We start from the raw sequence: 14,656 nt of genomic DNA, 5'->3' as shown, positions 1-14,656 counted from the left end.
GCGCTCTGCCTGTGAATCGCGCGCTATTGTAAAGAATTAGGCATGCGCCTGCTCACGGAATTTCGGCGCTGTTCATCCGTGCACGGATGATGGCGGTCTTGCGCAGCAGGCCTCGCGCCTCGCGGTGCGTATCGTAATAACGCGGATTGGGCACCATTGCCGCCAGTTTTGCGGCCTGTTCGGAGGACAGGTTCGCCGCGCTGACATGGTAGTAATGGCGTGCCGCAGCTTCCGCGCCGAACACGCCGTTGCCCCATTCGATGATGTTCAGATAAATCTCGAAGATGCGCCGCTTGTCCATCACCGCTTCAAGCATCACGGTGATTGCCGCCTCCTCGAGCTTGCGCCATGGTGTGCGTCGGGTGGACAGGAACAGGTTTTTGGCGAGTTGCTGGCTGATGGTGGAACCGCCCGCGACGATCCGGCCTTTCTTCAGGTTCTTCTCGTAGGCCTTCTGGATGCCTTCCCAGTCGAAGCCCTCGTGATCGACGAATTTCGCGTCTTCCGATGCGATCAGCGCGCGTTTGAGGTTGTTGGAAATCTTCGCGTAGGGAACCCACTTGTGGCGAAGTTCCGCATCCGGGTTCTTGTCCTGCATGACTTCCAGACGACTTTCCATGAATGCGCTGGTGGACGGGTTGAACTTGATCCACCAGCAGATGTGCGCGAACAGCCAGATCTGGTAGAGCAGTACCAGGCCGACCGCAACGGCGAATGCGCGCCACATCCAGCCATACAGCCTTTTCATGGTCACTTGCGCAGGGCGGCGATGACTGGGGCAGTGTCTGGACGTAGGCCGCGCCAGAGGTGAAAGGCTTCCGCGGCCTGTTCGACCAGCATGCCCAACCCGTCTGCCACCACAGCCGCGCCATTGGCGCGTGCAAACTTCATGAACGACGTCTCGCGCCCGTACATCATGTCGTATGCCAGCGCGCCCGGTTTGAACAGGTTGGCGGGCAAGGGTAGTTGTTCGTCCTTCAGTCCGCTGGAGGTGGCATTGATGACAAGATCGAATTTTCTTTCCGGAAGTTGGTCGTAGCTGCGCGCAAATACCGAGCAATCCTCGAAATCGGCAGCAAGCGCCTGCGCCTTTTCGATCGTGCGGTTGGCGATGACCACGCCAACCCCGGCACTGAACAGCGGCCACAGCACGCCGGCTGCAGCGCCGCCGGCGCCCAGCAGTAGCGCGTCTTTCCACATCAACTTAAAGCCCAGGTTGTTCTCGATATCGATGAGCAGGCCGGCCCCGTCGGTATTGGTGCCCAGTATCCTTCCGTCGCGGAACAGCAGGGTATTGACTGCCCGTGCATTCCGGGCGCGGGCGCCGATCTCGTCACACAATTTGAACGCTTCGAACTTGAATGGCACGGTCACGTTGCAACCCAGGTATCCCTCGTCGCGCAGACGGTGTACGGTCGCGGCGAAGCCGTCCAGCGGAGCTTCGATGGCTTCGTAGCTGATGTCCTGGTTGGTCTGTTCGGCGAACATCCTGTGGATCAGCGGTGACTTACTGTGTGAAACGGGGTTGCCGATGACGGCGTAACGGTCGGTCATGTCGAATCTGCGATAAATGGAATATGCGCATTGTAAAGAAAATCAGGCCGCCTTTCGTGCGCTTGTCAACGGTATGGCGGCGGCACCTGAGATAGCCATCGCCCAGACAATGGCTGCGCCGGCAGGCAGGTCGAACCATGACGAAACCAGCAGGCCGCCGGCATAGCCCGAAATGCCGATGAAGAAGGCATATGCCGCCCGTCGCGAAGCAGCACGGAAGGAGGCGAGTGCCGGAACGATCAGGCTGGCGAATACCAGATATACGCCGACCAGTTGTACCGAGGCGGTGACTGCAAGGGCGAACAGCGCGTAGAAGCCAAGATCGCCCAGCCGGGCACGTTGCCAGCGCCATATCAGCAGCAGCACGGTGCTCAGGATGGCGGTGGCGATCAGTTGCGTATTGCTGACCCACAGGATCTGCCCGACCAGCAGGTCATTCAGATGTTCGCCGGCATGGGTGTCACGGCTCATCAGCAGGATACCGCCGCTGGCGGCGAGCACGAAGGTCAGGCCGATGCAGGCCTCCTTCACCGCTTCCAGACGCCGCTCGATCCATGCCAGCAACGCCGCGCCGCACAATGCGCTGGCCGCAGCGATCAGTTGCACCAGTAGCGGCTGGTCGGTCAGTTCCAGCAATCCGGCGATTACTACACCCAGCCCGGCGATCTGCGCGACGGCAAGATCGGCAAAGATCACACCGCGTGCCAGTATCTTCATGCCGAACGGGATATGCGTGGACAATACCAGCAGGCCGGCGATGAAGGCTGGCAACAGGATGTCGAGTTCGATGTCGTTCATTTCAGTCCCGCCAGCAATCTCCGGATGGTGTCGTCAAACAATCCGGACAGGTCCGTGGCAGCCTTACTGCCGCCGACCGTGTAAGGGAGTTCCACTGCGGCGATCTGCGCGCGATCCGCGATCCATCCGGAAGGACGCCCATCCTGGTAGGCGGCGCGCAGCACCATCTTTGCCGGGTGTTGTTGCAGCCGGTCCAGCACCTGTCCCAGATAGGCGACGCCGGGTTCCATACCGGGCCTGGGTTCCAGTTCGGCGACCTGTTTCAGTCCCAGCCAGTTGTTCAGGTAGGGGAAGCCGCGGTGTTGCGCGATCACCGGCACGCCCCTGAGCGGTGCGGCCTGTTGTTCCCATCTGGCGATGGAGGCGCGCCATTGCTTGTCGAATGACGCAAGCTGTTTCCGGTAGTGTGCGGCGTTGGGCGGGTCGAGCCGGCACAGGCGATCGGCGAGTGCGTCGGCGACGGGCAGGAAGTTGCGCGGGTCGGTCTGGATGTGTGGATTGCCCGTCGCATGTACATCACCCTCGGCGCGATCCAGGCGAGTCGGCACTTCCAGCATTTGCACCGATTGCGCCGCCTCGAAATAACCGTTGCCGCCGGGTTGTATCGCGCGGTTGCCCGACTCTCGCAACACCACCGGTAGCCAGGCCGCTTCGAGTCCGGCGCCGGTGCATACCATCAGGTCTGCGCGGCGAGCCTTGGCGATCAGGCTGGGACGCGCTTCGACGCGGTGCGGATCCTGCAATGGGCCAGTGGCGGTGTAGATGGTGGCACGGTCCCCCGCGAGTTGCCGGGTGAGCGCCGCCCATTCCGGTTCGCAGGCGAATACGTTGAGCGCTGCGTGGGCATTGCCGCCAAGCAGCAGCAGCAAGAATGCATGGAGAATTCTTCGCATGATTTTCATTAGTATTGATGTGAGCTGTGCGCGCCCAGACTCATGATGTATTGCACGAACAACTGGTTGTCGGGCAGGCCTTGCCGCGTGTTGTCACGAGCCAATTGCAGGCGCAGGCGCGAGAATTCGCTCGGGCTGTAATCCAGCATCAGGCTGGTGCGCGCGGGTTGGAAACCGTAGTCGGCGATGACGTTGGCGGCGTTCAGCGCGCCGATCGTGGCGATGCCAGGATCGAGCCTGTCATAACGCAGGCCGGCGCGCCAGTTCGGCTGGAACTGGTATACGCCTTGCAGATACCAGCCGCTTTGCGTCACGCTGAAACTGTCGGTCACATTCGCAAGCGCGGTGTCGTATGTCAGCATGCCGATTTCCTTACGGCGGAAATATTCGCCCTGAAATTTCGCGTAACGGTTGCGCATGTTGCCGTTGGGCGCATATTTCCAGACGAAGTCCAGCCCGGTCGTTTGGCTGTCGCCGCTGAAACTGTTGCTCACGCCGCCGGCGGTTCCAAGCAGATCGGGCACGGCATCACTGACGCGATCCGCCGCGCGCGTCCTGTGCAGCGATGCGCCGATGCGCCAACTGTGTTCGATGCCGATGTCGTCGCCGGCATGCGCGAACAGCACGCCGGAGCCAGCGCCGTTCTTGACGCGATCCGAGCCGGGGAAGCCACGTCCGCGCCCGAGCTCTGCGCCCAGTTCGATGAAGGTGTCGGTAGGTGCCAGCCATTTGACTTGCAGGCCATCTTCGCCCAACTGGTTGCCCCACAGCGAGGCATACACCAGCGGTTGATCGACGAAATCCCAAGCGTGGGCATGCTGCTCGTTGAGATAGCCCAGCCCGGAGAAATAGCGGCCAAACTTGAGGTTGATGCCGTTGCCCGGTGCGGATGTCTGGACGAAGGCATTCTCCACGCCGACTCCGCCGGCCGGATCGAGCGCCAGCGTGGCAACGCCGCGATAGTCGGCATCGATGTTGGCGCTGATGCCCAGTTCGGATTCGCCGAGGTTGAAGCCCTGCTCGTGCCCCATGTTCGGGTTCATCGCGAAACCGGTGGCCGGGATGGCAGGATCCTGACGCACAGACCCGTAAGTGCCGCCCAGTATCAGCGCAATCGCCGGATTGAAGGCGTTGTCGGCGCCGACAGTGGGGGACGATGGTGCCGCATCCGCTGGTCGCAGCCGAGTTTGGGCTGCATCGGCTTGTTTGCCGGCCGATTCGGCGGTTTGCAAACGTTGCTCCAACTGGGCGATACGTTGCTCATAGCTTTGCTTCAGTTGTTGAATCTGCTCGCGGATGGCTTGCAGATCGGGGTCGCTCGCGGCGGATGCGTTGAGCGAATGGGGCAGTAGCGCGACAGCAATCGCCACGCTAAAACAGGATTTGTTGAACATGTATTACTCCGTAAAAACAATGAATGAATCGCGTAAAGCAGGCCGGGGCAATTCCGGTCCGCGTTCAGTGCGAGAAATCGATTGAACTAAACGAAGTAAGGTGGGGCCCGAGCGGTGAAGGCAGTGAAGGCGGTGGAAAAGAGCGAAGCGGAAGCAGCGGTGGCGAAATGCGTCTCTTGCCTTGCCGGGATGAATTGATGCGTGTGGTTGCCGAGGGCGCTGCCGAGTTGCGCATAACTGGCGCACAAGTCGCATAGCCGGTCGTGCGGCTGCGATTGATCCTGAGATTGCTGTTCCAGCGTGTGCGCGATGCCGTGCGCCAATCCGCCAAGCTGGCTGAGCAGCAAGGCTAAAACGAGCAGCAGACGGATGGGCAGAGAGCGGTGCATGGGGCGCATTCTAGCCTACTCGCTTTCGAGCCGGTCGGACGAAGTGAACGTCCAGGTACGCGTGATGGTCAGGATATCCCAGTCCCTGGTAATGTCCGGCGGCAGTGGCGCATAGGGCGCGGCAAGTTTGACGATGCGCATCGCCGCCGCATCCAGGATGCGTTGCCCGGAGGAGCGGTTGACTTCGACGCTTTCGACGCTGCCGTCTGCCCTGATCGAGACGCTGAGCTGCAATTTCCCGTAGATGCGTTCACGCCGTGCCTGCTCCGGATAATTCAGGTTGCCGATGCGCTCAACCTTGACGCGCCAGTCTTCGATGTATTGTGCGAAACGGTACTCCTGCGTGCGTGCGCCGATGAATTTTCGGCGCGGCATTTTCTGGTAGGCATCCCAATTCTTGTTGATCTGCGCCTCCAGTCGGGCGATTTCCAGGCTTTTCTCCACCAGTTCATTGCCGCTGCTGGGTGAGGCGCTGCGCTGATTTTTCAGTTCCTGCTGCGTCACCTTGAAGTCGCTCTTGAGCCGGGTCAGCATGCGCCGCGATTCCTGCTCAAGTTGCGCGACGCGCTTGGCAAGTTGTTCCGGCGTGAATTGTTTGTCGTCGCGTATGGTGGGCAGCGGGCTTTTGGCTTGCCGATCTTCGACGGTATTGCCGCCGCCGTCCAGATTGGCCTGTGCCAGCGCATCGGCCTTGCTCGGCCTGGATTTCGATTTGCTGTTGACCAGCACCACTTGCAGCGGCTGCATGAAATTGGGGGCGCTGCGGGGATCGGGCAATACCAGTGCAATGCCGAACAATGCGAATGCATGCAACGCGACCGAGAAGGTCATGGCAATGGACAAACGCATTTTCAGCGTAGCGATCAAATCGCGCTCTCCTCCATTTTCGCGACGAAGCGTGCGCGCACGTCCAGATCGAGCAGGTCGATCTCATCGATGGCCAATCGCACGCGGCTGTTGGCAGGCAATTCCGGCAATGAGGGAACCTTGAATACCAGCGGAATGTCGGTCAGTTTCACCAGATTCTCGCGCAGCACGACGGCAGTAACAACAAGTTCGCGCAGCGCTCCGTTCGCTTCCTCTTTATCTGTGCGGGAAGGGGCATCCCTTTCCTGCAACAGCCAGCGCAGGCACCAGTAACGTTCCATGCCGCGCTGGAATTCCCCATAGATGCCGTACATGGTGTCGAAATCGCGCATCGCGGCATACAGCGCCTCGTCGTTCCGGGCGTAGGCCGGTTCGCTCTCGTGCAGCATGGCGATGATCTGGCGCTGGTTCAGCATATCCACATAGCGGCGTAGCGGTGAACTCGACCACATGTATTGCGCGACGCCCAGTCCCTGGTGCGGCGCGGCGACGGTACTCATCTTTACCTTGCCGCCCTGCTGGGTACGGTAGATGCCGACGAAGCCGTGCTCGGCAAGATGCCTGCCCCATTCGCTGTTCACCAGGATCATCAGCTCGGAGACCACCTTGTCGATGGGCGAGCCGCGACGGCGCTGGGTGATGCTGACTTTTGCCTTTTCACTGGACGGGTCGTTGTCGATATGGAAGTTGTAATCGGTCTGCTGGGTGTTGTTGTCCGCCGGCTTGCCGCGCGCCGTCTCCAGTTTTTGCGCCAGGCGCCACAGTAGCGTGAGTTCGTTCGCGTAGGGGTAATCCAATTTTCCGGCAGCCAGCGTGTCCTCGTTGAACAGCGGTTCCAGCGTATCGTGGCGCAGATTCGCCGTAATGTGGATGCGCTCGACGCGGCTTTCGTGGCTTAGCAGATCCAGCGTTTCGCCATCGATTTCGTTGTACATCGACAGCGCCGGGCATATGTGATCCGCGCACAGCGTAAAGGCTTGCACTACATTGTCCGGCAGCATGGTGATCTTGTTGCCGGGCATGTATACCGTGGAAAGCCGTTGGGCGGCGAGCCGGTCGACCTCCGAGTCGCGCAATATTCCCAAGGCGGGCGCGGCGATATGCACGCCGACGCGCCAGTTGCCGTTGGCCAGTTTTTCCACCGAGAACGCATCGTCGATTTCGGTCGTTGTCGCATCGTCGATACTGAAGGCGTCCACGCCGGCCAGCGGCAATTCTTCCCATGCGCACGGTTCGACGGGCGGAAAGCCGGTCCCGCCGGGGAAATGTTCGAGCAGGAAACGCTGCAAATGGTAATCGTGCGTGGAGGGGATCGCGCCGCAGCGCTGCAACAGATGCGCGGCAGACAGGTGGCTGGCGGCGCAGGCGGCTTCCAGTGCCTTGGCTTCGATGGTGTTGCGATCCGGTTTGTAGAGCAGTTGCGGCAAATGCCCGGAAAATTCGGGCGGCAACTCGAAACGGCCAAGTTGTTCGGCATAACGCGCTTGCAATGCCAGTTGCTGGCGTTTCTTCTCCGCGCCGGCCAGTGCGGCCTTGAGCACGTCGGGCGGCGCAGCGCGATAGCGGCCTTTGCCCTTTTTGTGGAAATAGATCGGCGCGCCATGCAGACGGATCAGAGCGGCGGCAGCTTCCAGCGAACTGGGGGGGTGGCCGAAATATTCGGTGGCGATCTGCTCGGAACCGAATTCGTCGGGCGGACAGCATTCCCAGAGGAAGTCCACGTCGATGGTTTCAGCCAGCGCTTCCGCTTGCGGCAGCAACTCCGACAAAGCGGGCTGCGTGAAGCGCAGCATCACATGGGTTGCCTTGACTTTGCTGCGCTTGCCGGACAGGCTTTCGACCTGCAGCGAAGTGATGTTGTCGGTCATGACGCTGCCGACCTTGAAAGCGCCGTCTTCTTCGTAAAGGATGTTCATTGGGCGGGACGGTAAAAGTTGGCGCAAATTATAACAGTTCGGTCATGCCGGGGCGGCTTGCGCCGGACAACAAAAAAGCCGGCGCAAGCCGGCCTTTTTGAGTGAGAACGGTTCGCCTTATTTCTGGCTGAGGGTCCATTCCACGATGGTCTTGATGCTCTCATCGCTAACCGATTTGGGTGTGGCGGGCATCGGCATCGAACCGAAAGCACCGCTGCCACCGTTACGCACCTTGGCTTCCAGTTTGGCTGCCGCCCCCTGGACGCCTGCGTACTTGAGCGCGATATCCTTGATCGACGGGCCGACGGTCTTTTTGGCGGCAGCATGACATGTGCCGCAGTTGCTCTTCTTGAACAGGGCTTCGCCATCGCTGGAAGCAACGGCAGCGGTGGAAACGGACAGTGCGGCAGTCAAAGCGACGAGATAACGAACTTTCATAACGATCTCCTTATATTAAAAAAACGGATGCAATCTGCATTCCAATGAACAACATACAACATACGATGCCAATTCTGTCCATCCGGGGATATGTGCGGGTGGGTAGACAGTTAATTGAATGCCGAGTTCCTCAAATGATACCAGCTTGTTGGGCCTGTTCGTCGGCAAAATAGCTGCTGCGCACCATCGGTCCGCAGGCCGCATGGTTGAAGCCCATGTCTTTTGCGGCCTGTTCGAGCAGCGCGAACGATTCCAGCGGCGCGTAGCGCAGCACCGGCAAATGTCCGTCGGATGGTTGCAGATACTGGCCGATGGTGAGCATGTCCACGCCATGCGTGCGCAGGTCGCGCATCACCTCCAGCACTTCTTCGTCGGTCTCGCCCAGCCCGAGCATCAGGCCGGACTTGGTCGGAACGAGCGGGAAGCGTGCCTTGAAGGCCTCGAGCAATTTCAACGAGTGCGCATAATCCGCTCCGGGACGTGCCAGCCTGTACAGACGCGGCACGGTTTCCAGGTTATGGTTCAGCACGTCGGGCAGGCTGGCGGCAAGCGCATCCAGCGCTTCTTCCATCCTGCCGCGAAAATCAGGCACCAGGATTTCCAGACGGGTGTCCGGGGAGTTGGCGCGGATCGCGCTCAGGCAGTCGGCAAAATGCCGGGCGCCGCCGTCGCGCAGGTCATCCCGATCCACGCTGGTGATGACCACATATTTAAGCTTGAGCAGGCCGATGGAGCGGGCGAGGTTGTACGGCTCTGTGGCGTCGGGCGGTTGCGGCTTGCCGTGCGCCACGTCGCAGAACGGGCAACGGCGCGTGCAGATATCGCCAAGGATCATGAACGTAGCGGTGCCTTTGCCGAAACATTCGCCGATGTTCGGGCAGGATGCTTCCTCGCATACCGTGTGCAGGCTGTGCTCGCGCAGCATCCGCTTGACCTCGTTGTATTCCGCGCCGCTGCCGGATTTGACGCGTATCCATGCCGGCTTGCGCAGGCGCTCCTGCAGCGGCACGATCCTGATCGGGTTGCGCGCGGTCTTGGAATGTCCGGTCTGTTTATGGCTGTCACTACTCATGCCGGTTCTTCCTTTCGAGGTGTTGCTGTAATCCGTGGGTCAGGTTTTGCACCAGTTGCGCCTGCAATTCGCCGATCGAGGCGGTGATGCCGAGTTCGCAGCACTGTGTGACGCGCAGCCCGGCATAGCCGCACGGGTTGATGTTGGCGAACGGGCCGAGATCCATGTCCACGTTGAGTGACAGGCCGTGATAGCAGCAGCCGTTCCTGATCTTCAGCCCGAGCGCGGCGATCTTTGCGTCATCCACATATACGCCGGGCGCATCCTCGCGCCGCTGTGCGGCCACGCCGAACTCTCCAAGCAGGTCGATCACCGACTGTTCCATCAGGCGCACCAGTTCGCGCACGTTGATCTTCCAGCGGCGCATGTCGAGCAGCAGGTAGGCGACGATCTGGCCGGGACCATGGTAGGTGATCTGCCCGCCGCGATCGATCTTTACGACCGGGATTCCGGTATGGTGCAGCAGATGCTCCGGTTTTCCCGCCAAACCCTGCGTATAGGTGGGCGGATGCTGTACCAGCCAGATCTCGTCGCGCGTTTCGGGGGTGCGCTCCGCAGTGAAGCGCTGCATCGCTTCCCATGTGGGCTGATATTCGACCAGACCGAGCGAGTGGATATGCGGGATCACAGCACCATCACCACCATCGGGTGGTCGCAGAGTTCCTGATAGACCGCATCGAGTTGTTCGCGCGAGGTGGCGGTGATCGTGCAGGTGAGGCTGACATACCGGGCGTTCTTGCTGGCACGCATCTCCATGCTGGCAGCAAGGAAGTCGGGGTCGTGCCTGTTGACCACTTCCAGCACGGCCTGTGCGAAACCGGCCTGCTGCAGGCCGAATATCTTCAGCGGGAATTCGCAGGGATACTCGAGCAGGCTGTCGGTCAGTCTGGTTTCGGGCAGATTGTTCATGCGCGCATCACGTTCCGTTTGAAATCCTGGTAGCCCCGGTTCAGTTGGTCGAACACCGCCCCCGGCTTGCCGGAACCGACGGATTTGCCATCCAGCGTCGTGATGGCCAACACTTCCTTGGTGGACGAGGTAAGCATCAGTTCGTCGGCGTCGAACAATTCTTCTTTCAATATGCGCCGCACTTCATGCGGGATACCGCTGGCGGCGGCGATTTCCAGCATCACGTCGTACGTGATGCCGGGCAGCATCAGGTTGTCCTTGGGCGGCGCGAGCAGCTTGCCGTTCTTCACCAGGAAAATATTGCTGGCCGATCCCTCAGTCAGGAACGCGTTATCCCGTATCAGGATGGTTTCCGTGCAGCAGGCATCGACCGACATTTGGCGCAGCAACACGTTGGGGAGCAGCGAGATGGATTTGATGTCGCAGCGCAGCCAGCGGTTGTCTTCCGCCGTGATGCATGAGACCCCGGCCTCCAGCAATTCCGGTGGCGGGGAGGTGAGGGGGTTGCTCATCGCGAATACGGTCGGCGGCACCGGCGGAACGGGGAAGACATGATCCCGTTTTGCCGCGCCCCGGGTGACGTGCAGGTACACGTACTGGTCCTCTTCCGTACTGCGCGCGACGAGTTCATTGACGATGGTGGCCCATTCGGGCGCGCTGAGCGGATTGGTGAGCCGGATGCCGTCCAGGCTGTATTGCAGCCGCAACAGATGTTCTTCCATGCGGAACGGCCTGCGCGAATACACGGGGATCACTTCATAGACGCCGTCGCCAAAGATGAAGCCGCGATCCAGCACGGAAATCTTCGCTTCTTCGACCGGCATGTATTGCCCGTTCAGGTAGATGGTCATGGAGGAATCCCTCATTGGAACAGCAGGCGGATATTATCCCATCCGCGCGAGAATACATTGGCCAAGGGTACCTCCTCCAGCGCCACAAGGGGAAATTCCGCGTAGGGTTTGCCGGCCAGGGTCAGTTTGAGCGTGCCCAGAGGCTGGCCGCTGCTGACCGGCGCGATGATGGGTTGCCTCGTTTCCATCGTTGCCTTGAGTTGGTCGAGCGTACCCTTGGGAACCGTCAGGAGCAGATCGTTGCGGGGGCCGACCTCCACTTGTCGTTGCGTACCTTTCCAGATGCGTACACTGGTTACCGGCTGGCTCTTCTGGTAAAGACGGACCGCATCGAAATCCTGGAAGCCGAAATTCAGCAGTTTCTGGCTTTCGGCGGCACGCAGGCTGTCGGAATTCGCACCGAGCAGCACCGAGATCAGGCGGCGATGGTCGCGCAGCGACGAGCCGATCAGGCAATACCCGGCTGTATCGGTGTGTCCGGTCTTGACGCCGTCCGCATAGGGATCTATCCACAGTAACCGGTTGCGGTTGGCCTGGGTGATCTTGTTGAAGGTGTAGTCGCGCAGGGAAAACAGCCTGTAGTGTTGCGGATAGTCTCGCATGACGGCTGCCGTCAGCAGGGCAAGGTCGATTGCGCTGCTGTAATGCTGCGCGTCCGGCAAACCGACCGGATTGGCGAAGTGCGTGTTATGCATGCCCAGCCGTCCTGCTTCCCTGTTCATCATGTCGACAAAACCCGCTTCGCTGCCGGCGATGTTGACTGCAAGGGTGATGGCGGCGTCGTTGCCGGACTGCACGATCAGTCCGTGCAACAGTTCATCCACGGTCACTTCCTGGTCGGCTTTGAGCAACATGCGCGATTCGCGGCTACTGCTACGCACTACGGCCGAAGCGGGAACGGTCAGGCTTTGCTTCAGCGACAGCGTGCCGTGTTTGATCGCGTCGAAAACCAGATACGCGGTCATCAGCTTGGTCAGCGAAGCGGGTTCCGTGCGCATGTCGCCGTTCCGGCTCGCCAACACCTGGTTGCTGGTGTAGTCGTAAAGCACATAGGCTCTGGCGGCCAGTTCCGGCGCGGCGGGCATTTGCGGCGGAAGCGCGAAGCCGGCTGAGGGCAACAGGAGGGTGATGAGCAGGAAGATGGATTTCATGGTTTGACGGTTTTCTGGGTGCGCAATTATAGACTTTGCGCAACGGCAGGCGATAGCCGTTGAGGGACTAGGCCGAAATGCATAGATATTTCGGCATATTGTTCTTTGGTTAGCAAGTGGCTATAAAGATGCATATGGACGGTTCGGTTGGAGGAGGTGTGTGATGGCGTCAGTACCTGGAGTAAATAGTCTGGCTGGATTCGGCCTGTACCCGCGGCGTGAGATGCGCGACCGCTATAACCTCATTGCAGCGGCCGAGGCGCATGTTTTGTGGAAGGCGCATCTGGGGCACCATGTTCGCGGCACCATCCGCGAGCCGCTGGAATCCGCGCTGATCGGGCAGGACGGCATCTGCCAGCTGGGGAACTGGATCCGCGGCTCGGTGTTCAAGCCGTTCCGCGAGACGGAGGCATACCGGCAACTCAACGAAGCACACCTGCAATTCCATGAGATGGGCAGGAATATCGTCGAACACCTGAAGCGCGGCGACCGCAAGGGTGCGGAAGCCCTCTTTGATAACGAATATAGCCTGGCCCTGCGTCGCATCCTGCAGTCGCTGACGGAGATCAACCGGCTGTTGTACGACATCTGAAGCAGGATCACTTGCCCGGCGGCGGTTTGGCGAGTTTTCGCTGCAATGTGCGGCGGTGCATGTTCAGGGCGCGTGCAGTAGCAGAGATGTTGTCGTCATGTTCGCGCAACACACGCTGGATGTATTCCCACTCCATATTTTCGATCTGCATCGGGTTGGCCTTGATCGGCGCATTGCCGTCGGCGGCATGCGCAAAGGCCGCGACGATCTCGTCGGCATTGGCAGGTTTGGCGAGATATTGCGTTGCGCCCAGCTTGATGGCCTCGACGGCTGTGGCGATGCTGGCATAGCCGGTCAGGACGACGATGCGCGTATTCGGGTCGAGACCGTGCAAAACGCTGACCAGCGCCAATCCGGTCGCGCCGCCCATTTTGAGATCCACTACTGCGAATTCCGGCGGATTCGCTTCAGCCAGCGGGATCGCCTGTTCCACGCTGTGCGCTACGCCGACGCAGAAGCCGCGTTTCTCCAGTGCGGCCCCCAGTACCCTGCAAAAGGTGGCATCGTCGTCCACCAGCAACAGCGAGGCGGATTCTTCGCGGGCATGGGTCATGCCGCCGCCCCATAGGTCGGCAAGGTCAGTTCGGTGATCGTGCCGCCTTCCTGGCTGCTGAGCAGGCGTACCGTCCCGCCCAGGCGTTCGATGGTGGCGTTGGCCAGAAACAGCCCCAGGCCGCGTCCCTCCGGCTTGGTGGTGAAGAATGCCGCGCCGGCATGAAGGGCGGCCTCCCCGTTCAATCCCGCTCCCTGATCCCGTATTTCGAGTGTGAAGCGGCGGTTGTCCCAGCGGCTGACGATCTCGATGGGCTGCGGGCAGGCATCCGCCGCATTGTTGAGCAGGTTCATCAGCGCGGCACGCAACGTCATGTCTGCACGGATGCCGGGAGCGGGCGGCGGGCTGTCGGTGCGGTAGCGGTATTGCGCAGTGGGACGCAGCAACTGCCATTCGTCCAGAACTTCCGCCATCAGTCTGTCTGCCGTTTGCGGGGAAGCGGCGCCGTCATCCTGAGCATTGGCCAGCATCTTGTCGAGGATGCGCTTGCAGCCGCGCACCTGCTCGTCGAGGATGGACAGGCTGTCGTGCAAGGCCGGTTGCCCGTCGCCGGCATCGTGCTTCAGTTCGCCGATCACGACGGCGATGGTGGACAGTGGCGTGCCCATTTCGTGCGCCGCCCCGGCGGCCTGGGTGCCGAGCGCCACGATACGTTCGTTGCGCAGGATGTTTTCGCGAGCCTGCGCCAGCATCTCATCCCGGCTGCGCACCGCCTGCGCCATCCGCACCACGAAGTATGCGACGACGACCGCGCTGATGACGAACCCCATCCACATGCCCATGACATGGATGTTGAACGCCGAGTCGCTGTCGTGATGGCGGTGGCCGGACGGCAACGGGATGTAATGGAACATCAGCAGGCTGTAGCAGGCAGTAGTGAGTGCCGCCATTCCCCACGTGTAGCGGGCGGGCAGAGTGGCGGCAGCGATCACCAGCGGCAGCAGGTACAGCGAAACGAACGGATTGGTCGAACCACCGCCGAAATACAGCAGGATGCTGAGCGCCGCGACATCGACACCCAACTGCGCGAACATTTCCGCGTTGGAGACGGCCCTGTCGCTGTGCAGACGCCACCAGCTGAGCAGGTTGGCGAGGACGAGCGCGGCGATGGTCATCAGCATCGGCTGCCAGTCCAGCTCCAGTTCGAGGATTTTCCAGACTGCCGCAAGCGTCAGAAGTTGCGCGGCGATCGCCACGCCGCGCAGGGCGATCAGCCGCTGTAACTGGTTGTGGCCGGGAAGGGCGGAGAGGGTCATGCTGTCCATGGCGCAATTGTATG

General features: G+C 60.7%; 17 protein-coding genes. 1 reads left to right on the top strand and 16 read right to left on the bottom strand.

All coding sequences use genetic code 11. The features are described 5' to 3' along the window. Nucleotides 1-52: 52 nt before the first annotated feature. The 14 genes from mtgA to IPM27_05045 form a co-directional block, all read right to left on the bottom strand. The gene (mtgA, locus tag IPM27_05110) at nt 53-748 is read right to left on the bottom strand and encodes a monofunctional biosynthetic peptidoglycan transglycosylase (protein ID MBK9160928.1); all 696 of its coding nucleotides are present in this window, start codon (nt 746-748) and stop codon (nt 53-55) included. A 2-nt stretch (nt 749-750) separates the two neighbouring features. Continuing rightward, nucleotides 751-1,554 (bottom strand): shikimate dehydrogenase, encoded by an 804-nt coding sequence (gene aroE / locus IPM27_05105; GenBank protein MBK9160927.1) that lies wholly within the window; start codon nt 1,552-1,554, stop codon nt 751-753. A gap of 42 nt (nt 1,555-1,596) precedes the next feature. Beyond that, nucleotides 1,597-2,352, bottom strand: a complete 756-nt coding sequence (locus tag IPM27_05100; protein ID MBK9160926.1) for a metal ABC transporter permease — start codon at nt 2,350-2,352, stop codon at nt 1,597-1,599. Continuing rightward, nucleotides 2,349-3,245 carry a zinc ABC transporter substrate-binding protein gene (locus IPM27_05095; protein ID MBK9160925.1) on the bottom strand — a complete coding sequence of 299 codons (897 nt, stop codon included), beginning with the start codon at nt 3,243-3,245 and terminating at the stop codon, nt 2,349-2,351. Before IPM27_05095 ends, IPM27_05100 begins: the two co-directional genes overlap by 4 nt. 8 nt (nt 3,246-3,253) lie before the next feature. Next, on the bottom strand, nt 3,254-4,639 hold the full coding sequence (locus tag IPM27_05090) for a carbohydrate porin (protein MBK9160924.1): 1,386 nt from the start codon (nt 4,637-4,639) through the stop codon (nt 3,254-3,256). Nucleotides 4,640-4,725: 86 nt separating this feature from the next. Continuing rightward, entirely contained in the window at nt 4,726-5,028 is a 303-nt protein-coding gene (locus tag IPM27_05085; protein ID MBK9160923.1) for a hypothetical protein, read from the bottom strand. A gap of 15 nt (nt 5,029-5,043) precedes the next feature. Further along, nucleotides 5,044-5,877, bottom strand: coding sequence for a TonB family protein (locus IPM27_05080; GenBank protein ID MBK9160922.1), 834 nt, complete (start codon nt 5,875-5,877; stop codon nt 5,044-5,046). 14 nt (nt 5,878-5,891) lie between these two features. Then, nucleotides 5,892-7,811, bottom strand: coding sequence for an RNB domain-containing ribonuclease (locus IPM27_05075; protein ID MBK9160921.1), 1,920 nt, complete (start codon nt 7,809-7,811; stop codon nt 5,892-5,894). 117 nt (nt 7,812-7,928) lie between these two features. Next, nucleotides 7,929-8,249: a c-type cytochrome gene (locus IPM27_05070; GenBank protein ID MBK9160920.1), complete on the bottom strand. Its 321-nt coding sequence runs from the start codon at nt 8,247-8,249 to the stop codon at nt 7,929-7,931. Between the two features lie 130 nt (nt 8,250-8,379). Next, complete coding sequence (gene lipA, locus IPM27_05065; GenBank protein ID MBK9160919.1) at nt 8,380-9,321, bottom strand: lipoyl synthase; 942 nt, start codon at nt 9,319-9,321, stop codon at nt 8,380-8,382. Then, a complete protein-coding gene (lipB, locus tag IPM27_05060) occupies nt 9,314-9,949 on the bottom strand; it encodes a lipoyl(octanoyl) transferase LipB (protein ID MBK9160918.1) in 636 nt (211 codons plus the stop codon). The genes lipA and lipB overlap by 8 nt, the downstream gene beginning before the upstream one ends. Continuing rightward, nucleotides 9,946-10,230, bottom strand: a complete 285-nt coding sequence (locus IPM27_05055; protein MBK9160917.1) for a DUF493 domain-containing protein — start codon at nt 10,228-10,230, stop codon at nt 9,946-9,948. The genes lipB and IPM27_05055 overlap by 4 nt, the downstream gene beginning before the upstream one ends. Beyond that, nucleotides 10,227-11,081 carry a D-amino acid aminotransferase gene (locus IPM27_05050; protein MBK9160916.1) on the bottom strand — a complete coding sequence of 285 codons (855 nt, stop codon included), beginning with the start codon at nt 11,079-11,081 and terminating at the stop codon, nt 10,227-10,229. Before IPM27_05050 ends, IPM27_05055 begins: the two co-directional genes overlap by 4 nt. 11 nt (nt 11,082-11,092) lie before the next feature. After that, nucleotides 11,093-12,232, bottom strand: coding sequence for a D-alanyl-D-alanine carboxypeptidase (locus IPM27_05045; GenBank protein ID MBK9160915.1), 1,140 nt, complete (start codon nt 12,230-12,232; stop codon nt 11,093-11,095). A gap of 163 nt (nt 12,233-12,395) precedes the next feature. Here IPM27_05045 and IPM27_05040 point away from each other — a divergent pair, with 163 nt between their 5' ends. Then, a complete protein-coding gene (locus IPM27_05040; GenBank protein MBK9160914.1) occupies nt 12,396-12,824 on the top strand; it encodes a CZB domain-containing protein in 429 nt (142 codons plus the stop codon). 7 nt (nt 12,825-12,831) lie between these two features. Here the strand turns inward: IPM27_05040 and IPM27_05035 are convergent, their stop codons facing one another. After that, nucleotides 12,832-13,377 (bottom strand): response regulator transcription factor, encoded by a 546-nt coding sequence (locus IPM27_05035; protein MBK9160913.1) that lies wholly within the window; start codon nt 13,375-13,377, stop codon nt 12,832-12,834. After that, entirely contained in the window at nt 13,374-14,633 is a 1,260-nt protein-coding gene (locus IPM27_05030) for a HAMP domain-containing histidine kinase (protein MBK9160912.1), read from the bottom strand. The genes IPM27_05035 and IPM27_05030 overlap by 4 nt, the downstream gene beginning before the upstream one ends. Between the last annotated feature and the right edge of the window lie 23 nt (nt 14,634-14,656).

The sequence above is a fragment of the Nitrosomonadales bacterium genome (genome assembly GCA_016716325.1).
GTDB lineage: Bacteria > Pseudomonadota > Gammaproteobacteria > Burkholderiales > Gallionellaceae > Gallionella.
Note: the sequence above shows the minus strand (reverse complement) of the source record. Positions and strands in the feature narration are given on the sequence as shown.